General features: G+C 35.1%; 20 protein-coding genes and 2 pseudogenes. 9 read left to right on the forward strand and 13 right to left on the reverse strand.

The window, feature by feature from the left end:
• The first annotated feature begins 250 nt into the window (after window positions 1-250).
• Both JFV29_RS02520 and JFV29_RS29980 read left to right on the forward strand, forming a co-directional pair.
• On the forward strand, window positions 251-895 hold the full coding sequence (locus tag JFV29_RS02520) for a YczE/YyaS/YitT family protein (protein WP_201181042.1): 645 nt from the start codon (window positions 251-253) through the stop codon (window positions 893-895).
• A complete protein-coding gene (locus tag JFV29_RS29980; protein WP_207205071.1) occupies window positions 896-1,033 on the forward strand; it encodes a hypothetical protein in 138 nt (45 codons plus the stop codon).
• Between the two features lie 359 nt (window positions 1,034-1,392).
• Here the strand turns inward: JFV29_RS29980 and JFV29_RS02525 are convergent, their stop codons facing one another.
• Together JFV29_RS02525 and JFV29_RS02535 are read right to left on the reverse strand one after the other, a co-directional pair.
• Complete coding sequence (locus tag JFV29_RS02525; protein WP_201181043.1) at window positions 1,393-2,292, reverse strand: DMT family transporter; 900 nt, start codon at window positions 2,290-2,292, stop codon at window positions 1,393-1,395.
• 840 nt (window positions 2,293-3,132) lie between these two features.
• On the reverse strand, window positions 3,133-3,360 hold the full coding sequence (locus JFV29_RS02535; RefSeq protein ID WP_201183528.1) for a hypothetical protein: 228 nt from the start codon (window positions 3,358-3,360) through the stop codon (window positions 3,133-3,135).
• 1,111 nt (window positions 3,361-4,471) lie between these two features.
• Between JFV29_RS02535 and JFV29_RS02540 the strand changes: the two genes are divergently transcribed.
• Window positions 4,472-5,662: an MFS transporter gene (locus JFV29_RS02540; RefSeq protein ID WP_057217850.1), complete on the forward strand. Its 1,191-nt coding sequence runs from the start codon at window positions 4,472-4,474 to the stop codon at window positions 5,660-5,662.
• A gap of 610 nt (window positions 5,663-6,272) precedes the next feature.
• Here JFV29_RS02540 and JFV29_RS02545 read toward each other — a convergent pair.
• Window positions 6,273-7,256, reverse strand: coding sequence for a tRNA-dihydrouridine synthase (locus JFV29_RS02545; RefSeq protein WP_201181044.1), 984 nt, complete (start codon window positions 7,254-7,256; stop codon window positions 6,273-6,275).
• Between the two features lie 1,424 nt (window positions 7,257-8,680).
• On the opposite strand from JFV29_RS02545, the pseudogene JFV29_RS30155 reads away from it, so the two are divergent.
• Window positions 8,681-8,905 (forward strand): annotated as a pseudogene (locus JFV29_RS30155) (hypothetical protein); the annotation flags it as partial.
• A 313-nt stretch (window positions 8,906-9,218) separates the two neighbouring features.
• Here JFV29_RS30155 and JFV29_RS02555 read toward each other — a convergent pair.
• On the reverse strand, window positions 9,219-9,830 hold the full coding sequence (locus JFV29_RS02555) for a hypothetical protein (protein WP_207205073.1): 612 nt from the start codon (window positions 9,828-9,830) through the stop codon (window positions 9,219-9,221).
• 229 nt (window positions 9,831-10,059) lie between these two features.
• Between JFV29_RS02555 and JFV29_RS02560 the strand changes: the two genes are divergently transcribed.
• Window positions 10,060-10,221, forward strand: coding sequence for a hypothetical protein (locus JFV29_RS02560; RefSeq protein WP_201181048.1), 162 nt, complete (start codon window positions 10,060-10,062; stop codon window positions 10,219-10,221).
• 698 nt (window positions 10,222-10,919) lie between these two features.
• Here JFV29_RS02560 and JFV29_RS02565 read toward each other — a convergent pair.
• Complete coding sequence (locus JFV29_RS02565; RefSeq protein ID WP_201181050.1) at window positions 10,920-11,375, reverse strand: N-acetyltransferase; 456 nt, start codon at window positions 11,373-11,375, stop codon at window positions 10,920-10,922.
• 649 nt (window positions 11,376-12,024) lie between these two features.
• Between JFV29_RS02565 and JFV29_RS02570 the strand changes: the two genes are divergently transcribed.
• The 4 genes from JFV29_RS02570 (at window position 12,025) to JFV29_RS02585 (ending at window position 16,118) form a co-directional block, all read left to right on the forward strand.
• On the forward strand, window positions 12,025-12,732 hold the full coding sequence (locus JFV29_RS02570; RefSeq protein ID WP_201181052.1) for a FadR/GntR family transcriptional regulator: 708 nt from the start codon (window positions 12,025-12,027) through the stop codon (window positions 12,730-12,732).
• 24 nt (window positions 12,733-12,756) lie between these two features.
• On the forward strand, window positions 12,757-14,166 hold the full coding sequence (locus tag JFV29_RS02575; RefSeq protein WP_201181054.1) for an FAD-binding oxidoreductase: 1,410 nt from the start codon (window positions 12,757-12,759) through the stop codon (window positions 14,164-14,166).
• Between the two features lies 1 nt (window position 14,167).
• A complete protein-coding gene (locus JFV29_RS02580) occupies window positions 14,168-15,472 on the forward strand; it encodes a (Fe-S)-binding protein (RefSeq protein ID WP_201181056.1) in 1,305 nt (434 codons plus the stop codon).
• A gap of 487 nt (window positions 15,473-15,959) precedes the next feature.
• On the forward strand, window positions 15,960-16,118 hold the full coding sequence (locus JFV29_RS02585; protein ID WP_157444014.1) for a hypothetical protein: 159 nt from the start codon (window positions 15,960-15,962) through the stop codon (window positions 16,116-16,118).
• Window positions 16,119-16,374: 256 nt separating this feature from the next.
• Here the strand turns inward: JFV29_RS02585 and JFV29_RS02590 are convergent, their stop codons facing one another.
• The 8 genes and pseudogenes from JFV29_RS02590 to JFV29_RS02625 all read right to left on the reverse strand — a co-directional run bounded on the left by JFV29_RS02590 (window position 16,375) and on the right by JFV29_RS02625 (window position 25,605).
• On the reverse strand, window positions 16,375-16,920 hold the full coding sequence (locus JFV29_RS02590; RefSeq protein WP_201181058.1) for a GrpB family protein: 546 nt from the start codon (window positions 16,918-16,920) through the stop codon (window positions 16,375-16,377).
• Window positions 16,921-17,146: 226 nt separating this feature from the next.
• Entirely contained in the window at window positions 17,147-17,755 is a 609-nt protein-coding gene (locus JFV29_RS02595; protein ID WP_201181060.1) for a TetR/AcrR family transcriptional regulator, read from the reverse strand.
• Window positions 17,756-19,910: 2,155 nt separating this feature from the next.
• Complete coding sequence (locus JFV29_RS02600; protein ID WP_201181062.1) at window positions 19,911-20,597, reverse strand: MBL fold metallo-hydrolase; 687 nt, start codon at window positions 20,595-20,597, stop codon at window positions 19,911-19,913.
• 459 nt (window positions 20,598-21,056) lie between these two features.
• Window positions 21,057-22,259, reverse strand: a complete 1,203-nt coding sequence (locus tag JFV29_RS02605) for a macrolide family glycosyltransferase (protein ID WP_201181064.1) — start codon at window positions 22,257-22,259, stop codon at window positions 21,057-21,059.
• A gap of 753 nt (window positions 22,260-23,012) precedes the next feature.
• Window positions 23,013-23,153 carry a hypothetical protein gene (locus JFV29_RS02610; protein WP_201181066.1) on the reverse strand — a complete coding sequence of 47 codons (141 nt, stop codon included), beginning with the start codon at window positions 23,151-23,153 and terminating at the stop codon, window positions 23,013-23,015.
• 667 nt (window positions 23,154-23,820) lie between these two features.
• Window positions 23,821-24,195 carry an enoyl-CoA hydratase gene (locus JFV29_RS02615; protein WP_201181067.1) on the reverse strand — a complete coding sequence of 125 codons (375 nt, stop codon included), beginning with the start codon at window positions 24,193-24,195 and terminating at the stop codon, window positions 23,821-23,823.
• Window positions 24,196-24,228: 33 nt separating this feature from the next.
• Window positions 24,229-25,004: pseudogene (locus JFV29_RS02620) on the reverse strand (AraC family transcriptional regulator).
• A 25-nt stretch (window positions 25,005-25,029) separates the two neighbouring features.
• A complete protein-coding gene (locus JFV29_RS02625; protein WP_201181068.1) occupies window positions 25,030-25,605 on the reverse strand; it encodes a LysE family translocator in 576 nt (191 codons plus the stop codon).
• Window positions 25,606-25,686: the final 81 nt, after the last annotated feature.

Genomic DNA, 25,686 nt, shown 5'->3' on the forward strand with positions numbered 1-25,686 from the left:
CATCTCCACGCCGCCCCTGGAGGCTTTCCCTCCCATGTCTCAACGGGTCAATTGCCCTCTCATTCCTTCGTCATGCCTATCAAGAAAACGAAACAATTTCAAACACAAAAAAACGTTATTCTTTGAGTAAAATACTCGAAAAGGATGACGTTTTTTCATGGTCCTCTCGCTTTGAATTTAATAAATCATCTTGTTCGTTAGGCCTTCTTCATCTAAAGTAGATAGATATATATGATGTAGAGGTGAAGAGATGACATTTCTTTTATTACGGTATTTTATTTTTTTTCTTGGTTTAATTTTCTTTGGATTAGGGAATGCGATTGCGGTGAATGTTCAATCCTTGGGGCTGCATCCATGGGAGGTTTTAAACGTCGCCCTGTTCCAACGGTTCGGGTTCACGATTGGGACGTGGAGTGTCATATGCGGCTTAGTACTTGTGCTAATCGCCTGCGTCGTTGATAGGAAGTATATTAGCATTGGTACCTTTCTAAATGCCTTGTCAATCGGCCCGATTATGGATTTCTTCTTGCATCTCAACATTCTTCCTCATGAAACGGAGCATTGGTGGTTAAATCTATTCATCTTGTTGATGGGTATCATCATATCCGGCATTGGCGGAGGAATCTATGTGGCTGCGGGAATCGGGGCCGGTCCTCGGGATGGTTTCATGCTTTCCGTTTCGGAAAAAACCGGGTTATCTGTCAGCCGTGCAAGAATCGTTGTCGAGAGCCTCATCTTGATTATCGGCTTCATCCTTGGCGGTCCAGTGTTTATTATGACGTTTGCCTATACCTTTATTCAAAGCCCGATCTTTCAGTTTTCCATGAAGCTGATGAGTTCCTATATCGCTAATCTTGATCGGAAGCAAAAGGGACAATTTAAGACCCCCTTATAATTGGAAGAGATTCTGTTTGTAAATCATAAAGATGCTATAGAAAAACAGACCTTAGTCATGAAATGTATTGTAGGGAGAATAAAAGTGACAGATTTACGCAATAAACCAAATAAATATAAAAAATCCACTCCTTTTTAAAGAGTGGTTTTTTTATATTAATGATTAGTATAATTAACATTTTCTTAGCAAAATATGGTTAAAGAAAACTACATATATTCTAACGAGGTTTATTTTATAATATAAAAAATCTTAATCTTTATTGTTGTTTTTCCGAACAATAGCTCGGGTAACTCCAACTTTTTACATAATTCCACCCTAAGAAATAAATGGGAAAGTATTAGCCAAGTCTGCAAATAAGACTAAACTGGTTTGGTCATCCATATAATCAAACTCGGATATGTGTCCATAACGATATTTGACCTAATCGCATTTTATATGTATAAAGCGACCGATCTAGATCGTAATCAAATTATAATATTTTAGAAAACAGCCTTATTTTATAAATTTGAGTCGGGTATTGTCTGTGATTTTAGTTTTATGTTTACAAACAAAATACTAATCAAGATAAATAAAAGGCCAACTAATAAATTTAGTGTAATTTTTTCATGCAACATAAAAGAACTGCAAAGGATTGCAATAAGCGGGATAAGGAACGTAAATGAACCTACTTTGCTCGCTTCTCCTGAACCTACAAGTGTAAAGAATGCAAGCCACCCAAATGCAATTACAAAGATAGAGATGAATAATAAATTTATAATAAATGGAAATTCCCACTGGATATTTGACCAGCTTTCAACGCTGGAACCTACACTTAATAAAAAAATGCCTCCCATAATAAGTTGTAATGTAACCATCCAAATTGAGTCTACACGATCACCAGTTTTCTTAATAAAAACAGTACCTAATCCCCAGGATAAAGCAGAGCCAAGGGCAAGAATAATTCCAATCGCTGAAACATTGCCTGTAAATCCTCCTGCACTTATTATAGCAACACCTGCGAAGCCAAGAATTAATCCAATAATTTTTAATCCATACATCGATTCCCCTAGCCAAATCCAACAGAAAATCCCAAGTAAAACTGGCTCAATGAACACGATGGCCGAAAATAATCCCGCAGGTGCAAAACCAAGACCTACCGTTTGAAGGCCGTAAAAGAGAATAATGTTTAGAGAAGCAGAAATTAGGTAAAAATGCCATGTTTTTTTAAAGCGAAGTTTTTTATATCTCGGTAGAGCAAAAATTAGTAAAATCAGACCACCCAATATAGTTCTTGTTCCCGCAAATAATATTGGTGGTGTATAATTCAGCGCCATTTTAGACAATGGCCAATTAACGCCCCACACAACTACAAGAAATATAAGCAGTAAAGCTGTATTTGTTCGAGAAATCTGTTTCATAGTTGTGCCTCCTTAACATTCGTACCTAAATCATAATACTACTTTTAATGATTAATTCAAGTTATACAATCAGTTATGTTTTTTAATGATTTTGTACTCAACAGAGAAAATTTTCTAAAGTATTAATGGGACTCTATATTATTAGAGACAACATTTTTACAATTTGGTTTTTGAAACTATGTAGCTAATGAAGTTCGAGAGTTAACTTTTATATTGGAATTTCTTCATAAAGGCTGATATCACAAAGTGATCACCTTCCACACCAAAGTTATTTGTGGTGCAAAGTTTTTCGACATTTATCGAAAAAAAGGGTTCAGTAACATCCCCTCCCACTACATCCCTTCCCTCCTCTCATTCTGTAAAAATAGGAGCATCTCACAAGCTCACTTAAGAGTGTTTTGCATTTTACCCGTAGCACTTATCTATGTGAAAACAGATGCGAAAGTATAAAACCTAACTTTACATAAAGAAAAAAATACTCTGGAGAATATCTCATCCCAGAGTATTTTTTTACGCTATACTACTTTTTTATTTAACCGCCTCTTTTCCTTATCCGGTTTACAAGCAGTAAACTTTGGAAGCAGCAATTTGTATTTCTTCTCCTGTATGTGGGTTTCTAGTTCGAACTGCTCGTCGCACACTTCAAATGTACCAAATCTAATCAAATTAGAGCTTCATAAAAGTAAGGACCTCGAATTCTATTACACTATCTTGGCTTCAGAAAGCTTACCATGCACGTTAGCACTATGAACTTTGTTATGGCCTTGCACCAATTACTGTGGTCCAACCGCTATATACCTTCGCCTTCTATAATGTGTATTCTCTATTCCTTCACAAATTTTAATTTTGGATTTTTCCATTAATAACAACACACTTCCCATTTGTAGGTTGCTTTATCATCCTTCCATCCTTGATGTATACAGTGTAAGTATTATTGACTTTAGCATCTAATCTTGCTAGATCTCCCGTTCTTGCTATGATATTTTTGACAGCTTCCCTCTTCAGATTATCCATAACATTCTTTTTCCATTGTTCCCGTTTGTTATTTTGCTTATTTTCATCAACCATCAGGATCCCATCCTTTTTGTTTGATTTATGTTTTCTTCCTGATATTAGAGTATTATATTTTTATCATCTTGTTACCATTATGCTTTTCCTTATTAATCCGTTTTGAATTTTTTTTTGTACATAACAGGTAACGGTAAAATGAAACAATAAACGAGTAAAGGGGGACATAAGTACATAGAAGGAATAAAGAATGGAACTGGAAAGAGAAGTTCCTCTCCTACTTATAGTCGCTGAAACAGGTGATTTTTGTTTTCTTTTAATGATTCTACTGTGAAATAGTTAGATTTTTGACAAGCTAAAATAAGCATTTGTTCTACCCGATTTTCAAATGCCAAGTTTTTATTTAACTCAAGCCAACGACACCAGTATAAAATTTTAAAAGCGAGTTATGTTGATTTCCCACTCATCCTGTGTTTTTCATCTCTACTTTGATTTAAAACAGCCGCAACGCGAAAAAGATTTAACAATGTTGGTTATAACTCACCCTAGTGATAACAAGAAAAGAACACACATAAAAACAGGATGCAACGGAAAGTTGCACCCTGTCTGAAAAAAGGGGTTTGCTTCATTTCGAATTAGCATAAATTCTCTGCGATAAACACCTCATCTACATTAGAGTAAATACGGGTATCTAACTAGAGTTTTCCATCCAAAGCAACTATCCCCTATATCTTAAAAGTTTCATCAACTTTCAAAGCATAAATGACAATTATTGAATGAGTTTTCTGCTTTTACGTGCAGGCGAACCATCTCCTTGCTCGAAACGATTTTTTAATGAAGCTTCTAGTAGTTAAGTTAAACGTCTTTAACTGACACCTCATTTACTATATGATGTGAATCATACGTAATCACTAGCCCCTTCTTCTTTATTTATAATGACCATCAAGCGGGTAAAATATAATTGGTTTTTTATGGATATCGAGAATTTTTAAAATCAAGTTATATCATGATGTTTCTATAAAATGTACTTTTTAACGTTAATCAATTTTTAAAGAGATAATCAGCGATAACTAAGCAAGGGGTTTCCTCGTAAAAGTGTTTTATGGTATGATAGTACGATTGTTTATCTACCCTGTGACACATTTACATTCATCTAAGAAAAGAGGTATTTATGCACGCTACAGAATTATCCAAGCGACATTGGCTACTCATCTTAACACTTACTTTATTAACATTTGTTCTCGGGACAAGCGAATTTGTTATAATCGGGATTTTAACCGATATTTCCTCGAGTCTCCATATAACAAATGCAAAAGCAGGTACACTCGTTTCTGCGTTTGCGATTACGTTTGCCATTGCCACACCACTTGTGATGTCGACAACAAGCCATTTTCCAAAGCGCAAATGGATGTTGTTTTTGATAGGTTCGTTCATCATCCTGAATGCTTTGTGCGTGATTTCGACGAGCTACATCATGCTCCTTGTACTTCGGATGATGACTGCGATTGTAACAGGAGTTTTAATTTCGCTTGCCATGATTGTTGCAAGTGAAACCATACCAATCGCAAAACGTGGACTTGCTATATCATTCGTTTTCGGTGGTTTTACTCTTGCAAACGTAATTGGAGTACCAATAGGCACTGTCATCGCTGATTGGTACGACTGGAATGCAACCTTCCTGTTAACTACTTTTCTCGGTGGAATTGCGTTTTTGGCATCTTTCTTCATTTTGCCTACTATGCACAGTACATTCCGCAGTTCAATGCGTGAGCAATTTTCTTTGTTAACACACCCACGAATCTTAATGGCTTTTTTCATTCCATCTCTTGGATTTGGAGCAACGTATGCCGTTTATACGTATCTTGTTCCGATCCTGAAAGGAATGGAAGCACCGAGTAGTTCAATCAGTTTGATCTTGTTTGGCTACGGATTTATTTCCATTTTCAGCAACATACTCGCTGGTAAAATTGCCAGCTACAATGCTATCGGACGCCTCCGGTTTGTTTTTCTCGTGCAAGCAATTGTTCTGATCAGTTTATATTGGACGACAGATAATTTTATCTTTGGATTGGTTAATATTAGCTTGATGTCATTAATGGCTATCCTTTTAACAACTTCTACCCAGCTTTATTTGATAGACCTTGCCGTTATTTATCAACCAAAAGCTACAGGACTAGCTGCTTCACTGATGCCAGTAGCAAGTAATGTCGGTATCGCCTTTGGTTCCGCATTAGGCGGAATTGTTTACCATCAGGGAAATTTGATGAGTGTGACATTGGTCGGTGGGCTGGTAGCTATCTTTGCAAGTCTTCTAACTTTCCTAAGTCATCGCTTAGACCAAAAACAAAAGAAACCAGCATAAAAGAGAAGCTACGAACGACTTGGTATGCTTCCAATGGTACCTCCAATAGAACAAAAAACAAAAATCTTTCCATGGCATAATAAACGAGATTATAGTTAATCTTTCAAATAAAATTGAAGAAAGAAGTATCAAGAACGTTGAGTTGTTCTTTGATACTTCTTTTAAAAATAGGACTAGGTGCTTACCTCTAAAAATCAAGCGGACAATTGCAAAAGAACTTATCAAGAACAATGTTTCTGATTAAAGGAAATATTGATCTAAGAATCGATACTTATGGTACGGTTCCACCTAGTTAATCCAAAAAAATCCTATAATTGAGATAGAATCCTAATCATTTTCTATTCTTTATTTCTTCAATTTTGCAGCAGGTTTCGGTTCGAGTGGAAAAAACATTCGCTAGAAACATATAGCACTCCTCATGTGCAGAGTGTATGTGGCATCACAAGGGTGCTGGTGGGTTTATTACATTCTAGAAAACAGACTGTATCAAAACAAAAGTTGCCGGCTGCAAAGGAACTTGAAACTGAATAAAATAAGTACACATGAGTTGATGTGATTCATTTTTTCTCTAACTTTTTGAGAGTTACATCATTTCACTGTCCCCGTCCCATCAACATTCTTTTCCAAAGTTATCAAGCAATGCACGCACTTCATCTGTTGATTTCGTGTTCATCAATTGATTTCTTAATTCACCAGCTCCACGGAATCCTTTGACATAAATTTTGAAAAAGCGATGAAGCCCTGTGATTGAACGTGGCAGTGCCTCCGCATATTGATCTTGAAGATCAAGCTGCAGTCTTAAAAGATCAAGGTATTCTTTACTGCTATGCTCTCTTGGCTCTTTTTCAAAAGCAAAAGGATTTTTAAAAATACCTCGCCCGATCATAACGCCATCAATACCATATTGTTCAGCAAGCTGCAGCCCAGTTTGACGGTCAGGAATGTCTCCATTGATTGTTAGTAGCGTATTTGGTGCGATACGGTCACGTAATTTTTTGATTTCCGGAATTAGCTCCCAATGCGCATCTACTTGGCTCATTTCCTTTCTTGTACGTAAATGAATAGAAAGGTTCGCAATATCCTGTTTTAAAATATGCGTTAGCCACTCCTCCCACTCATTTACATCCTTAAAGCCAAGTCGTGTTTTCACGCTGACAGGCAGTCCGCCCGCTTTTGCTGCTTGAATAAGTTCTGCCGCAACGTCTGGACGCAGAATAAGGCCACTACCTTTCCCTCTCGATGCCACATTCGGTACAGGGCAGCCCATATTAATATCGATGCCTTTAAATCCTAGCTCTGCCATGCCAATACTCATTTGACGGAAATATTCGGGATTATCCCCCCAAATATGTGCCACCATTGGCTGTTCATCTTCTGTAAAAATCAAACGGCCACGCACACTTTTCATGCCCTCTGGATGACAATAGCTATCCGAGTTTGTAAACTCTGTGAAAAATACATCCGGTCGACCGGCTTCACTTACTACGTGACGAAAAACAACATCTGTCACATCTTCCATTGGTGCAAGTACAAAAAATGGTCGTGGTAAATCACGCCAAAAATTATCTATCATTTCAAACTCAAATCCTCTCACTATGGATACAACTTCAAACTCTCGGTCAAAAAATATAAAGCCAAATGTTCCACTTACACTTATATCATGATTAATAACTTATTATCAAACACAAGTACATTTGGACATTTATAATTTGTGAAAAACAATCGGCAATGTTTATTTTAACGAAAATCGGTCCTGAATGGTATTTTTATAAACAAAAAAGCAGATGGTATAGATTTTTTCTATATCATCTGATTTTCTATTATACCAACTCCAACCACGCGACCGCTTCACAATGCGGAGTGTATGTGGCAACACAAGAGATGCTGGTGGGTTTATGTAACCTGATTGGTTGAGTTCAGAAACAAATCAGGTTACTATTTGATCACTTAATTTATTGATTTTCCATTTAAATAAGAGCCACAGTTACTATATTTTCTAAATAGAACTTTCCTATGGGTATTTTTGAAAGGGACATGTGTTCGTTTCTTTATAAATTCTTCTCAAAATACTTTATTTTGGATTATATTTTTTGCATTTCAAGAGATGTATTAGGCAATTTTATTTCTAATTCAAAAGGACGCACTTTTATCTTCTTTACATGACTCGACTGTGGAAACATTCTATCTTATATCGTCCCTTCAGCATTTTAATGTTTGTCGGAGGTAATAGGGAGTGTCTGTTCAACTATTACTCCTACAGAAAAATACTCTCTTGCGATAAACCTAATTTAGCATACCATCACATCTCACAACCCTATTGATTCCCAAACAAAAAGCTAATTTTCACACTTAAATATTGGTCGCACTCTGTTAACATTTTGGTCACAAACTATAGAAAACTGACGGAAATCATAGTTCATCCTAAACCTTACACACACATTGAAAACCTTGATCTAAAGCGATTTTGGACATTTTAGTATGCTATCGGAATTACACTCCCCACGCTGGCAGCGTAGAGGTCTGTAGTTGATTGTTTTCTTGCATTTGTTTATGTAGCTGAAGTAAGTAGAGACAATAAACAAACGGGAAGAAGTCATAGCTATATTAGACCTGGCAAAAAAAAAATTCTTCGATATTACACCCGGTCAACTTTTTATACACTTTCAAATGTCTTCAAAAAGAATGAAAAAAGCCTTCCTCGTAAGGAAAACTCTGTATCTTGGTAAATGGTCAACTCGCTTCGGGTTGCAACTCACAGTTTGCCCTATCCATGTGGGTTGCTCCCTGCGACCCCACTCACCATCCGCGAAATTTGATGGAGTTTAATGACCCTCTCTTCTTTATTCTAAAGCATTTTGCATATTTAGTTTTTCTGACTCAACGTCTCTTATAGTAGACAAGTTTTAATGTCATATCCTTGTTCACGAAGCCATTTCCTATATGGTCCAGGTGTTGTATGCTCTCTTTTTTACTAATATTTTTGGTTTAATAGACTATTCAAAATGAATAAAATTCCCGACGAAGTTTTCACTTTTTGGTTGTCCTGGTGAAGAGGAATGTAATAAAAACCAATTTGAAGAGACTACTTTTTTAGCAAAACAATTGAATGATGGAATGCCTTATCAATTTAAAAATTTCCTTTTGGCTGAAAAAGCAACGGAATTCGAAGTGGAAATCATTTGGACACAAAAGGGGAGCGAAGGCAGGCCGTTAAAAGTAACATTTACATTCACTGCTGAATAACAAGAAAAACAAAATGACCGATTCTTTAAAGCCTCCTATCATAATGCAAATAGGCGGCTTTTCTCATTCTCCATACACAATATGGCTTAGGTCCATAATAGATTTTTTCCACCTCAGAAGGACATTTAAGGATGTCCATTATTAAAAACTCTCTTTTCACACCGTTTATTTAAAACTCAATACATATCTTTACTTTTGTACTTTTCTTTCTTTTAATTGAATGTATGATTTGTTTAAGAATCGTACATTCAAATGGCGGCCAATTGGCAGCCATCTTCTTTATCTGAGTTCACATTATCAGGGTTATTGGTAGTTAATTAGGTTCAATTTCCTCGGCAGTAAAGACAACACTAATTATAAATTCGTTCTGCACAGGAATAGTTGAATTGATCAACAATCCTTCTAAAACATAGGTAAATGTTCCTGATCCAGGGTTATCAAGAGTTGTAAAAGCAGTAGTTAGAGAATCAAAATCCGTATCTTGCACAGATCTGATGATCAGATTAGGTGCAGTTCGTCTAATTCTGTACGCTATCACATTTGCTCGGAGTGGGCTAGAATTTACGCTTGATGCAGAAGTTATTGACTGAATTGATGCCATTAATCTGACGGTATCACCAGGATCATCAATAGTAATGGTTACTGTTGAAAGAACCTCTGGCAACGGATTTAATGAAACCAATGTAGGAAAAGGAGTAGTATTAAGACCTACAACAAACTGGTTTGACAATCCATTTTCTCCCGTCGGTCCTTGAGCTCCTTGAGGTCCTGCAGGTACTTTTACATACACTTCAATGTTTTGCTCTACCTTTTGTTCTTGTTTAGATTCACATTGACATTTTTTGTGCCCGCAATCCTTACATTTTTTATGATTGCATTTACATTGCTTATGTCCGCAATCTGGACATTTTTTATCCTTACCCAAATTAATCCTCCCCCCTTTATTAACTCTGAGATATTATATGAGTCTGGTATTATACTAGATTGGACAACCCCGAAAAACTCTTAAAGAAAAAGTTTGGTTCGCAAAACGTAGATTTTAATCTATGTATAATTGCGCCCTATTTATTTATAAGGGATTTAATGTCGTGGATCTTGGTATGTTGGATATGTCATCTATTTAATTCGAAATAAAAAAAGGAGTGAGTGAAGATATGAAGATGGGAAACGCTGATTTCCTTGAAGTAAATAAGCTGTTAAATCGGGTTGAAAAACAGCATGAAGAGCTTCGTAAAGTAAATGAAGAAGGAGAACCTTATAAACACTTAGCAAAACCAAACAAGTTACCGTCTATACCTCTGATAAAAAGGCTATGAAGTTCTGGAATGAATAAAGAAAGAAATAGCATAAGGAAAAACTGTTATCACCTATGTTGTGGTCCTAGGCAAGGCCTATGGGTTCTTTGTTCACTTTTCAAAAAGTACTTTTACGAACGGTAGCAACAATGCTATACCGCCCATTTCGGAAATTTTATACCTAAAGAGAATTCTAACATAAAAAGTCGATACCACTAACTCTCTTCGTTAATTATCTTTAGGGTGCGATTCTTTAATAAGGGATGGAATTAAGGTTTTAAACCAAAATTATTAGTCTATTATTTTTTAAAAATCCATATAGTAAACTATTTTTCAGGTTGTGTCAGGTACTATTCCTGTCAATCTTTTTTGTTTTAATACGTGTATAATCTGTAGTAACTAATTCAATTGCTAGTACTTTATTTAAAATTTATTCCAAATTTGTTTTTTCGGCGTTAACTTCTCTCCTTAAGGACGAAGAGAATGGCACCATCGTTAGGGTGACATTCTCTTTCTATCGTAACCTTTACTTTTATATTTTAAAGCTATAAATACATATTGTACTTAAAGATACTCATCACTCCCGTATGCCACCCTCTCTTTCTAACCACTTACCATAAGGTGCTATCTCCTTAAAATACCATGGACGGTCTTTATGGTAATGTGTAATCCGCATTTATTCATGACAGCCATAATTGAATGGACTCGATGATAATTTTTTATCCAATATAATTAATCATTGCAACTTCATCACAAGAGTTAAACTTGGGGCAATTCATACAATCAATCCATACTTTTTCAGGCAAAGTATCCTTTGAAATAATTTCAAAATTACATTTTTTAAAAAACTCCGTTTCGTATGTTAATGATATTAATCTGCTAATTTCAAGTCGTGAGGCTTCATTTATAATATGATTAACTAATTTACGACCTATACCTTGACCAGAATGATTTGGAGCAACGACTAATGAACGTACCTCTGCCAGGTCCTGACCTAAAACATGTAATCCGGCAACCCCAAGTATTTTATTATCCTCTTTCATGACATACATACATTGTAAATGTTGATATAGTGATAATTTTGTACGAGGCAAAACTACTCCTTGTTCAGCGTGAATTTGTATTAAATTATAAATATATTTAACATCACTGGTTACTGCATGATAAATATCCATATCTTATCTCCTTTTTAGATTTAGAATGTTTATTATAAAAATACAACAATTTGTATTTTTATGCAACGAAATGTTTTTAATATTTATGTACGCTACGGCGCCTCCCCACGTAACGAGAATACGTGCAATCCATTTAAAATGGTACAATTCGTCTTGTCACTTTTTTAGTCGTTTGTCTTTCTAAACATAGTTGCATTGCTCATGTCGCTCACTCATAAATGCAAATATTTAAAAACAAAAACCTCAATTATTTGTTAATGAGAATAAGCTAAATAACATTCCATTAATTGAGGACTGAAAGCAACTTAAAAGTAACCTTTTACATTAGTAAAGTTTCAAAAGTACTTCCCTTTTAATATAAATTTTTACAGTTTGCGAAACCAAGTTGTATTCATTAAAGAAAACTCTTGATTAACTCAACAGTTTTTTATACAATATTTGTAATACAAATATTCGTTTTTTGTAGTTTAGTTAAAGGTTTTTCTTTATTATAAACAAATTGAAAGCGCTTTCGAATTAATATTTCTAAAAATTAGAATAAAATCTCAATACATCCCATAAATATGTCATACAAATTTAAATTCATAATACAAATTTTTAGCTTTTATCCTTCTCTATTAAGATAAAACATGAAAGGTGATAGATTATTTTGTCCCAAAAAGAAAATGTTTCTCAAATGATCTCTCGTGAATTATTAAACATGATTGAAACAGGGCAGTTCCGTCCAGGTTCTAAGCTACCAACGGAAAAGGAGTTAACGGCTCATTTTTCTGTAAGCAGAGCACCCATACGCGAGGCATTAAGCATGCTGCGTGCTGCTGGTGTCATTAACTCCCGTCAAGGAGGCGGAAGCTATGTGGAAGAAACGACAAGTTCAACATTCATACATCGCATACAAGTAGAAAGAGATGATGTTGAAAATATTAAGTATCTATTTGAGATGCGAAAGATTCTGGAGCCTGAAGCGGCCTATTTAGCTGCCCTAAGACGTACACCAAAATGCCTTGACCAAATGAAGAATATTTTAAAAAGAATGGAAGAAGAATCTATTGAAAAAGGTACTACTGCCATCCATTCTGATATAGAATTTCACAGTTCCATTATTAAGGCTACGCAAAATCCGATTATGATTCAAACGCTAGAAAGCTTATCTACTCTCTATGAAAAAGCGTTAAACATTACTCTTCGTCCAAACGAACAATTAAAACGAAAACGTAAAGCAGTCTACGATGAACATCAAAGCATTCTTCTGGCAATTGAAGCAGAAGAGCCCGAATTGGCTAAACTTCAATGCCAGATTCATCTAAGAAACGCCGAGAAAAAATTAAGTTTATTTTTACAGGATTATACAGTATAGCAAAACAGAAAGGATGATAATGAAATGAAAGTAGTAACCGCCAATCACATTCAGGAAATCGATGCAATTATAAAAACGGGAAAAGTCTATATAGATGAAAGTGACCGCTTTAGCTATTCATTCGATGCTTCATTCGGGACGTATTTGCCGGACCTCGTCATTCAGACAAAAAGTACAGAAGAGCTAGTATCCCTCGTGAAGTTTGCGAATCGGGAGAAAATCCCTCTTTATCCACGGGGCCAGTCTACTAGTTTAAGTGGCGGGCCGCTTCCGGTTAAAGGGGGCATCGTCCTCGATTTATCTGTGATGAATGATATTCTGGAAATTCACGAAGAGGACCTTGTAGCAGTGGTTTCTCCTGGGGTCTTGACATCGAATATACATAAAGCAGCTGAACAAAAAGGATTTATGTATCCACCTGACCCAAGCAGTTCTCACGTCTCGACAATTGGCGGCAATTTAGCTGAAAACTCTGGAGGGCCGAGGGGGCTGAAATACGGCGTAACGAAAGATTATGTTATTGGCCTTGAAGTGATTACACCTGAAGGAGAACTCATAAAAACAGGCGGGAGTACCGTTAAGAATGTGACCGGATACGACTTAACAAAGCTGATTGTCGGATCAGAAGGGACACTCGGCATCATTACGAAAGCAGTGCTCAGACTCATTCCTAAACCGAAGGCTACTGCAACAATAATGGTTATTTTTGATAGTTTAGTAGATGCAGGAAGTGCGATTTCCATAATTCTTTCTGCCGGTATCTTCCCTTCAAAAATGGAATTGATGGATCAGGCATCCATTGTAGCAGTTGAACAGTTTGAGCCACTTGGCTTACCTGTTGATGCGGCCGCACTTATTTTAATTGAAATGGATGGCCATCCACTTGCTTTGCAAGAAGAAGTTGCCCAGGCATCTAAATTATGTCGTGCCGTAGGAGCAAGAGAAGTTAGAATTCCAAAGGACAAAGTCGAAGAAGCGGAACTATGGAGAGCACGAAAGCTCGTATCTCCGGCCATTGTTCGGATTAAGCCAACGAAAATTTCAGAAGACGCCACCGTTCCTCGCAGCAAAATTCCTGAAATGTGTGAAAGACTGCAGAGAATAAGAGACAAGTATGGTGTTCATCTCGTTGTTTTTGGGCATGCAGGTGATGGTAACCTTCATCCTAACATTATTTGTGATAAAACGGATAAAGAAGAAATGAGCCGCGTTGAACTAGCTGTAGCGGATATTTTTATGACGGCCATTGAGCTTGGCGGAACCTTGTCCGGCGAGCATGGCATTGGAATGATGAAAGCTCCCTTTATGGAAATGGAGCTAGGGGCAGCCGGCCTCGATATTATGAAACGGATTAAAGAAGTATGGGATCCAAATAACATTATGAACCCAGGGAAAATTTTCCCTGAACCGGGACAAAAATTGGAGTTGAGCTAACATGGAAACATCACTTAAACAGTTAAGAAAAGAATTTCAATACGACAAAACGAATAACTGCGTCCAATGCGGCTATTGTTTGCCTGTGTGTCCGACTTATACAACATTCGGAAAAGAGACACATTCACCACGTGGTCGGATTAACTTAGTGAAAATGGTCGGTGAAGGAAAAATTACAGACTTATCTGTTCTCGAAGAACCATTCGATTTGTGTTTAGGCTGCAGGGCGTGCGAAACAGCCTGCCCGACAGGTGTAGAATATGGTTCCATTTTAGAAGCCACTCGCGCAGCACTTGTCAAACGCAAAACCTTTTCTATTCCTGTGCGACTACTTCGAAAATCAATGCTGAAAAAGGTTTTCCCAAGTAGGAAGATGATGAACGTCACTGGGCACTCCATTTGGCTGTACAAAAAAAGTGGGCTGCAAAAAGCGACTCGTTCATCAGGTATTATGAAAAAGTTACCTTATAATCTTGGTGCATTCGAAGCAATCATGCCGGAACCGGTTTCACCGGTGGAACGAGGGCGTGCCCTGATAGAAGTGAAAGCAAAATTGAATCCGAAATATATAGTTGCCTTTTTCACCGGTTGTATTATGGATGCGATGTTCCACCACATTAACCAATTATCCATTAAGCTTCTTTCAGAAGCGGGCTGTGATGTTGTCGTTGTACCGAAACAAACATGCTGCGGCGCACTGCACGCCCATTCTGGAGAAATGGATGAAGCACGCAATCTTGCGAAACAAAACATTCTGGCTTTTGAAAAAGTGGAAGCTGATTTTGTTGTCAATAATGCTGGAGGATGCGGCGCCATGTTATATGAATACGGTCATTTACTTTCGGATGACAGCGAATGGGCAGACAGAGCAAGAGCTTTTTCAGCTAAGTCAAAAGATATCAGCCAAATTCTTGTTGAATGCGGATTACCAGAGATAGCAGCCCGAGCTGGCGAGAGAGTTACGTATCAGCGTTCTTGCCATATGACGAACGTTCAAAAGGTAACGCAAGAACCAGTCGAATTATTGAAACAAGTGCCTGGAATACAACTTATTGAAATGGATCAGGCTGATATGTGCTGTGGATCTGCAGGCATTTATAATATTGTAAACTATGATTCATCCATGCAGATTCTTGATGAGAAAATGAAGCACACGAAAGCCACAGAGGCAACTGTTATTATTACAACAAATCCTGGCTGCCTATTACAGATGAAACTTGGTATTGATCGTGAAGGACTCACACAATCAATGCGCGCCCTTCATCTAATTGAATATTTAGCTGAAGCTGCCGGTATCGATTATTAAATCCCTTCATCTATTGGTCTATTGGGTAAGGTGTCTTGCCCAATAGACCAATAGAATCTCAAGTAAATAAAGTGTTATTGTAATTTTTAAACAAAGTTTGATCAAATTAATACAAGAACCTTGATAACTGAACAAATAAAAAGAGCATGTTTTGAAAAAATATTAATCAAAACATGCCCTTATACTATTTAATTGGATTATTCTTTTATTAAAAAGATTGAGAATTTTTGTGTTCATTAATCAACTAACGCACCCGTTAGTTTAAGTGAATTACTTCACAATAATGAACGATTTACAAATGGAGAAAGTAGTTCATTTATTGCAGAAATGCTGCTTTCGTTGTTACTTAAGAAAAGGCTGTCTATACAACAGCCTGACTATTACACCCTAAGTTAGTCTTCTTGTATCTATTTATGGTCCATAAAAAATCATAAATAGCATTAGAAATATGTTTAAAACTAACAATATCTTACCAAAGAGATTTTTTATGGCTAAAACAGAAAATACAATAGAAATTAAGAATGAAAAAATTGCGAGTTTTGGTGGAAAATACACAACGTCTAAAATGCCTATCATAGGAAAATACAAAAATAAAATGCTAACAAATATAAATATCATTGAAAAAAGTAATGCTATCGTGATATAAATATAAGTCCTGAGTTTTTTCAGTTGTTGTTTCTCATAACTATTATCAACCATTTTTCCCTCCTGATATTAAGTTTGTTTAATCCTTAAAAATCAACCTTTTTCGAATACTATTCTCTATCTGAACAATAAATACCTTCTTCCACTATCCTGCCCCGATAGTTAAAGAAAAAGCTGCTTTAAAGACAGCTCTGATCTTCAGCTAACGCACCCGTTAGTTTAGGTACATTTCTTCACAAACTTATATTAGTTCGCAACTAAGATTTAAGAACATAATTGATAAATTCTGTTTTTGCTTTAGTGTACGCTTCACGATCATTGCTATATTTTTTTGCTAAATTTCTTTTAAGAATAGCGTATTCATCAATAAACTGCTGATTAGTCCGTAATAAATCACGAAAAAGTAGCTGATTATCCCACCGTTCTTCTCCCTCAAGTAAAATATGTAAATGTACTACTCGTTTGTCGTTAATTACTTTCACAAAAAATCTTTGCCAAGGTCGATTGTCTATGTTAGGTGGTACATAATGCCAGTCGTGATTAGCTAACAATGAAGATATTTCTTTTATTTTTTGAAATGAATCAATTTTAGCCATTATATCAAAGATTGGTTTAGCTGGTAAATTAGGAATAGATGTACTTCCATAATGTTGAATTTCCGTTATGCCGAAAGTTGAAAGAAGATTAAGAAGAAGTGCTTTTTCCTGATTACCTTTTTCTACCCACTTGGGATTTGGTTCGACAATGTCTATTGTCTCATTAGCCCAAACGGGCCATGTGCTTTCATCATGAATATCTTTCATTTTACTCTCCCTCAAGATTTTAATTTTTTCAGTTTCAGAAAAATCTTTGTACCTGCATTCTTTTACAAACCTGCCTCGATAAAAGAAAAAGCTGCCTTAATGACAGCTCCGATCTTAAGCTAACCCACCCGTTAGTTGCATAAGACAATAAACAAATTGACCCCCAAATTAAAGAGACATTTATAAATGATTCAGTATAGTTATAAAGCATCCATGTTAGTTGTTATTAACCTTTCTTATTAGGTTCTTGTATTTGAAGCAATTCAACAAAAACATTTAACATGTCCTGTATTTGAATTCGATTATCAACAAAATGTTGCAGATTAAATCCATTAAAAAGAGCCATGCTAGCCGTCGCTAAAATTCTAGCATCCAATGGACTTCCGACAATACCTTCGTCCTTCATTTTCTGAAATAAATGTGTAAGGAATGACCTCCATTCCTCCATCTGGAGAATAAGCTTTTCTTTTATCTGAGGTAATTCATTCGAAACCATACATCCTTGGAGAAGCATAGGAGAAGACCCCTTTTCATAAGCCTCATTCACTAAACGCATAGAATATTCTTTAAATGTATTTAGTAAATCACAATCTTTTTGAGTAAGAGCTTCCTTTAAATCCTCAAAATAGAAATCAATACCTTCTTTTATCAACCTCAGTAAGAACTCCTCTTTGGTGGAAAAATGAGCATAGAAAGCACCTTTAGAGTAACCAGCATGTTTTACAATTTGATCAATGCTTGTACTAGAATAGCCTTGCTTAGAAAACAATTCAATTCCTGATCGCATTAATTTGTTGATGGTTTCTTCTGATTGTTTTTGATGATGATTTAACATAAAAAACCCCTTTTTAAAAAACTGAATATTTCATTAATAGTAACACATTACTAATCATATAATAAATTGATTAATACCGACTAGTTGGTATTAAAAAAATAACACGTATAAAGGAGTTGGTTGTTAATGACATTAACTAGTCAGATTAAATATTTCGAACCTTAAAAGAAAAAATGAATTCGACTATATTTAACTGGTGTGTAATTTATAAATAGGGAGTGGTTGAAGTGAAAACGATTTACAGTCTCATGTTTACGGTTGCTGTTACCTTTTTAGCGATGTTCTCCTTTTCTAATTTGCGGCCGGGGAAAGTCAGTACGATTTAATTGATGGGAAACAGGTATCGACAAATGCAAATGATCCCAAAGTCAAACATATTTACTATACAGGGGACGAACAGGGGAATGAAGTTCGTTTAGGGTTTACAACACAGCAAAAAGTAGATGATTATATCAAAAATGAAAAGAAAGTAGAGAAAGAATCGAGTGTATCCAGTAACTTTGAAACTTTGGGATCTGGTATTGGGGGATCTGGTACTTGTTGTACTGATTTTTATACGGATGCAAATAAATGGGGGCCATACATTAAAGTTAGGGTAGGAGATTCTATCCCTAATATCACTTCTTCGTTGGGGAGAACTTGGAATGACGTTATATCCTCAATTAGTACAGCTAATACAGGAAGTACTTACTTGTATCAACATGAGTATGCAAGTGGAGGCTATATTAGGTTTAACAACGCTTACTATTGGGGAAAAACAATAAACTTATCAAACTATAAATTTAGCAATGGTGTTTCGGCAAATAATAATGCATCTTCCGTGTACGTTTTAAAATGACTTTATTGTTGTTTATTTTGATAAAAATGGATATAGGATGAAGAAAAACTATTTTTTCAACACCACACCATTTTAAAACAGTGGTATCTGTGTTTAACAAAAGGATCTTCAATTAGAGGATCCTTTTTCTTTACCTATAAGCGTGATTATGTGAGCTAGCGTTTTTCCGTTAGTTGAAGAAGAAAAATCAATACTTTTACAAACGAATTTTAATTGGTTATTTCTTCTAAGATCTCTTATGAGACTAATTGATTAGGTTCTTCAACGAACTGGCCAGTTCGTTGAAAAAGGTATTCTAAAAAAAATGTAACAGACACAAAGGTGCCTGCTAAGTGAAATAAATATAGATGACGTGAAACGTCATTTGCAAGAGGTATTAGATAACTATCCAAGAACAGGATTAAGCTGTGAAATAGGTGTTCATCCAGAGCTACCGAGATAATTATATCAGGTAGTTTTTTTGAAAGATTTTAGATCAGTCATTAGCTCAACCAGAGCTTGTAATTTGAGTTGAGGGTTAAATTACCAAAAACACCTTCTTCTACGATCGAATCTGTCACAACGATCGAATCGATCGAATCTGTCACAACGATCAAATCGATCGAATCTGTCACAACGATCAAATCGATCGAATCTGTCACAACGATCAAATCGATCACAACGGCGTCTTCTATCACAAAAAAACATTCATATCCCCTCCTTTTAACACTCTTACTATAAAATATGTTGGTATGAAAATAATGAATAGACAAGAGGCCATAAATAGAATACATAATCAAACAAAATAAATTCTGGTGCCAATCGATTTTATTTCCCTATACAAAAACCCCTTGTGCGGCAAGGGGTTTTTGTTTTTAGTACTTCCGTTAAAATACATTATGGGGTCCCGCCAACATTTCGCGGAAAACATAGGGTAATACATTTTTTGGAATGAAAAAGCAGGCTTTTTATACGCTAAGGAAGGATATTTTTCACCATAAACCCTCGTTTTTGGTGAATTTTAAGATGCAGTTCGTAGCGTGGCTGTCACATTGACCGATAATTTGCGTATATTTTAAGTGTTATTTTGCACATCCAACTAAAAAAAAACCAGCTACCTTCACATCAGAAGATTAGCTGGGTTTCTTAATTATTTACATCTAATTATTTATAGAAATATTCGGATCCGCCTAGTAAAAAAGCGACTGCTCATTGTTCAGCAATCGCGCCCGATTACGGAAGATGTAATATAATATCAAAGGTTGTTAAACCCGGCTTGTGTGTAGAGATAATAAAGTTGTTTAATTCAAGTGCCGAATATTAGTGTTCAGCCCCCAATTATAAAGTGAATTTTCCACCATGATAACAATAGTAATTTTCAGCTTTAAGATTTTTAACCTTTGTCAAAGACTGTTTTGCTTTCTCAAGATTTAAACAAAAGTGTGGATTAGCAATGACTAATTCATGATTTTCTTTAACAGCTGAATCACCTGTAATTACACTTTTTAAACTTGGAAAATATAATGAAATATGCCCTGAAGTATGCCCTGGTGTTGCTATTACTCTACAATTGTTATCTAAAATCATATCACCATCATGTAGCTTTTCATCTATTGAAACATGCTTCAAATTCTTTAATTGCTGTATAAACCATTTACCAAATTCCATATCTTCATTTGGCATATTTTCTAGCATTTTTTCGGCTTGAACCAATCTCTCTGCCTTCATTTCACCACTAATGTATTTTGATTCAATTTCACTAGCTATAATGTTAATCCAAGGATACTTTTCTTTGAAATCATATAAGGAACCTATATGATCATCATCATAGTGAGTAATTATTATATTCTTTAAATTTTTTATTTCATATCCATTTTTTAAAATTTCATTTTCGATTAAATTTAAAAAATTAGTATACCCTGTATCGACCAAGGTAAGTTCATTTTCTAATATAATTAAGCTAGGATAAATGTAATTTTTTTGTCCAGTAAATTCAAATTCAATTGGTAATTCTATAATCTTCATTTTTCTTCCTCCATACTGCGCATTAGAATAAGTATAATCCTACACAATTATATCTATAATTCAACATAAATATCTTGTTTGATTTAAAGTGCGTTGTTCAATTAAATGGTGTCACTTTGACCGATAATTTGCGCATATTTTAAGTGTTATTTTGCATTTCCACCTTTAAAAACCCAGCTACCTTCACATGAGAAGATTAGCTGGGTTTCTTAATTATTTACATCGAATCATTTATAGAACTATTCTGATCCGTTTAATAAAAAAGCGATTGCTCATTGTTCAGCAATCGCGCCCGATTGTTGAAGATCTTAATTACAATGTCTTGCTGAACTAACGCCCCAGTTACTTTACCGTGTATAACTTCACAATCTAGATATTGTTGCATTACTGCAATTAAAAAAGAAGTTGCTGTCCACTAAGAAAAAGTCAACAATGATCGTAGCTGAGAAATATTTGTATTTAGATATCATATTCACTTTTAAATTCGAAAATCTCATCAACAGCTTGGTGATACCCACCCGATTTTTGAAAGGATTCCTTAATATTTACAACAGCTTTATGGAAAGATTGGTGGTTTAACACATGCTCTGCGGATTCACGTAGTTGATTTGCTGTTAAGTTTTGCATTTGTAATTTAATACCGGCTCCGATATTGGCAACTTGTTGAGCAATTATAGGCTGATCAGCGCTTTGTGGGATTACAATTAACGGTACCCCGTAATAGAGACCTTCATTGGTACTGTTCATTCCACCATGTGTGATAAATAATTTAGTATATTTCAGCACCTCAATTTGTGGAACATAATTTTTTACAATGAAGTTTTTAGGAATCTCCCCCAAATCAGATATTTGAGCTTTTTCCCCAATAGACATGACAACAGTATGATCAGTGTTCCCAAATGCCTTAAAACAAAGCTTATAGAAATCAATTGCTTGGTTAAAGACAGTACCCAGTGAAATGTAAATTAGGCTTTTTCCCTTGATTGCGGTAAGGTCGAAGGTTTCTTGCGTTGATCGTAAAGAGATGGATGGACCTACAAATTTGTAAGTTTGGTCAAATGTTTCTCCAAAGGGTTGAAACTCCCTAGTTGTATAAACGATTGTAAGTGGTGCAGGGTTACAAAAAACTTCATAAGGAGAACGGATTTCAATATCATATTTTTCTTTAATTTTTGTTGTCAAGTTTTGAAAATCATCATTTATCGTTTTAACAATTTCTGTTGGGATATTTTGTGAAAGATGTTCCAACATTTTATCAAATGATGCTTTTGTCTGCGCAAAAGAAGTACTAGAATTAATTGCCGGAAGTTTTAGTATTTGTGCAAGTAAACGTCCACAACCAAACATGGAATCGTGAATGATATAATCAAATTGTTCCCCTTCGATTTGCTCCAGAACACTAGGTATCATGATATCTGCCGTAAGCAAAAGACCATTGATTCTTTCGAGTAAATAATTTCTTCCACCTGAGATAAAAGCTTTTATAAATTTTTCACCGTCGAATGTTCGTACAGTAGCTCCCGTCTTCTCAATACGTTCTCGAAAAGCTTCTATCGTAAAGTACACTACCTCTTCACCACGCGAAATAAGCTCTTGCACAACTCCAATAGTTGGATTGAGATGTCCTTCTGATCCACCATTAATAAATAAAACACGTGCCATTATAACCACTCCTTAGGTAAAATGTTCTCTAAATTGTGTAAGAGTAAGGGTCACTGCCCCATACAATTGCTCAACTTAAATAATGGAATTAAATTTATCATAGTACAATATTTTAAAATCTCAAACTTTTAATTAACCTTGTAATTTAAAATTTGCATCAACCGAGATCTTTGTGATGCGTGTATTAAATATAAATACATAGGTATTTGTTTGCACGGGATAGTTTAGTAATCGGAATCAAATAAATATGAAAAAGCTATCACCTTAAATGATAGCTTTTTTATATTTATTTATAATGCAAAAAGCGATTTAAACAGGTGCAAAATAACGTCTAAAGTGACAGATAAGGTTGTAACTTTGATTTAAATGGATTTCGAAAACGTTCCTATTGGGTGTACTCTATTGGAACGAATTTTTGAGAGGGATTTTTTCAATAGAAGACTCGATAAGATAAAAGCACTGAACTTAGGTAATTTGGACAAGCATGTATTTTTTCATCCCATATATATAGTAGAAAAAGGAGTGTTGTATATATGGGATGGTATAACAAAAGCTACAATCAGCGTCCTCCACAGCTTCCAATCCCACCCGAACCACCAACCCCAACAGTCTAAGCTGAAATTGGGGTACAGACATCAAAACAGAAACCTGCTTAGCCTGTAATGGGCTGGGCTTTTTTACTTTGGCTGTTTTCGTATAGAATGTTGTTTTTTTTGACCAAAGCAACCGTTAGCTCTATTTTGACTAACCACTTCACCAAATGTCCTTTATTAAGCGAATCATCATTCTTGGTATAAACATTAAGATGTTCCAAGCCACTTCAAATAAGAGCTCAATTAAGCTTTCTTTAAAAAAGCCGTTCTGCCTTTCTTTTTTTCTTTTTTTATTTTTCATCTTTCAACTCCTAATAACTCAATATTTATTTAAATTATAATCCAATTTTCTTTGTTGTAATAAATATATAGTTTGATATAAAACTTCCTCCTTTACTTCATAAATTAATCCACCAGCAAGGTCTCAATCTTTGTTTAACTATTCTGCCCCGTTAGTTGAAGAAGCTATTTCCATCTAAATGTACCGTAAAATGGTATATTAATCTTTTTTATGCCAAACAATCCTTGCGAAAATAGCCTTTACTTTTTACGGTATGGCGGAAACTATCAGAACCTTGTAATTTGATTTTTTATCGTCAGTATTCATTTTTAAATAACCTCTAACAACCATAAAAGTTGGTATTCCCCACATAATTATAAAAGTTACAAGAGAATCAGTATTTATATTCAATAGTTACCTCTCCCATTCAGCATTACCATTTTACCACAAAAATCCATTATCCTTGTTCAACTAACCTGCCCCGATAGCTCCATTAAGAAAAAGCTGCCTTAAAGACAGCTCTGATCTTCAGCTAACGCACCCGTTAGTTTAAGTGAAACTGTTCACAATCATTCGTTACATTAATGGAATGTTACTTTATGACTTAAAGACTAGATAAAATTTTAATAAAAAGAACTTGGAAACCTTCCAAGTTCTTTTTCGTTTGTTGTAGAACTTCAAGAAGAAATTATAGTATCACTCCTGAAAAATCCCCTCTCAGCACTTCCTTCTGATTTTGATTTTTGCACAAAAAGCAGGCAGTAATATGTGTTCTATTAACCTGTTTTTCAAATTGCTCAATTGTTACTTCACAAATTATTGTATCATCAGTAAATACTGGTCTTAAAAACTCAAAATTCATTGTACGAGATAGTACGTTGTTATCGCCTCCTATTTTGGTTGGTAAGGTAGCGGTTAGTAATCCCTGTATTACAAGTCTTCCCTGTTCATCAGGAGTAACATGGTGAGAGCCTTCATCACCTGAGATTTTAGTAAACAATTCAACATCTTCTGCTGTGAAAGTCCGTTTAAATGTAATAATGTCGCCTATTTTTAAAGACAATTTTATTCCCCCTTTATTTTAAATCTATTTATCTCAATTTAAATGTGACATATATTCAAATGCTGTTGTTCCATATACGCTTTTAAAGTGTTTATTTAAATGGGTTAAATCAACAAAACCACATTCAGCTACTGCTGAATAAATATCTCGTTTTTTTCTATTAACTGCTTTGCACGTTCTATCTTGCAGTTAAGAAAGTATTGGTATGGTGAAATTCCAGTATGGGCCTTGAATGATCTGATAAATTTAAATTTTGACAAATTAAGCTCTTTACATATCTCGTCAAGTTTAAGTACATTTTCTAAGTTGGTATGAAACATATCCTTTGCTTTTCTAATTAGAACGTTATCTTTCTTATAGTCTGTAGAAAGATTAGTTTGAATAAGGCTATCTGTGAGGGATAAAAGTAATTCACTGCACAAAGCCTCATCCTTTCCACTCAATATTGCATTAGAAAGATTTAATATTCTTTGTTCAAGTCTATTATCATACACAATAGGGTTTGAAAAACGTACTTTATCCTTTTTCTCAATAACCTCTAAAAGCAATTGCGGCTCAATATATAGCATCACATAATCAAGGCCTGTCTCATCATGTGCCCTTCCGTCATGTGCCTGTTCTGGATTAAAAAGCATAACACCATTTTGATATGATAATTGTAAACTGCCATCCAAGTTATAATGTTGAATACCACGCAATGTTACACCTATTGCATACTCCTTGTGAGAATGCTTTTTATACGTAAAATCAGTCATACTTGCTGACAACGCAGTAATACCTGCCGATTTTTTATAGATAAATTTGTCCATTAAATTCACCTCTTAATTAGCCTACCTACATCCATATCATTATTGCAGCATAAACTAAAAACAATGCCATCATTACATTAACAGTTTTTTTATGCTTCTGTAAAAACTCCTTGAAGATTGCACCGAAAAATACCCATGTTATAAATGCTAAAAATCCAATAACAGTTATAGCAATAACGCTTATTGTAACCGCAGGCTTTGAGACATAGTAGGGCATAACATAGGTAGGAATTACAGTCATTGTAAATACTACCACCTTTGGATTTAAAAACTGCGTAAGGAAGCCTGACATAAACGTACCAGATTGGTTTACAGTTGGTTTTGATGTATCCGTTTTGTAAACTTGATAAGCGAGATACAATATATAAAAGCTTCCGATTATCTGCATAACAATTAAAATTTTGGGTATTATCGTTACAAGTATAGTATTCAACATAGCAGAAATAACAAGTAATAAACCAAAAGAAATAGTTGCTCCATACGTATATTCCATTGCCTTTTTTGTCCCAGAATTATGCACTGTGGATAATATGACGATATTAGTAGGTCCTGGTGTAAAAGTAACAATAAAACAATACATGATAAAAGATGTAATATTCATGAGGAAAACTCCTTTCAAGATATCCTCATATAACTGTACATCTTAAATTTAAATGGCATATAGTATATTATTGCAGGAGTA

This window comes from Peribacillus sp. TH16 (genome assembly GCF_016651095.1).
In the GTDB taxonomy this organism is placed as follows: Bacteria; Bacillota; Bacilli; order Bacillales; family DSM-1321; genus Peribacillus; species Peribacillus butanolivorans.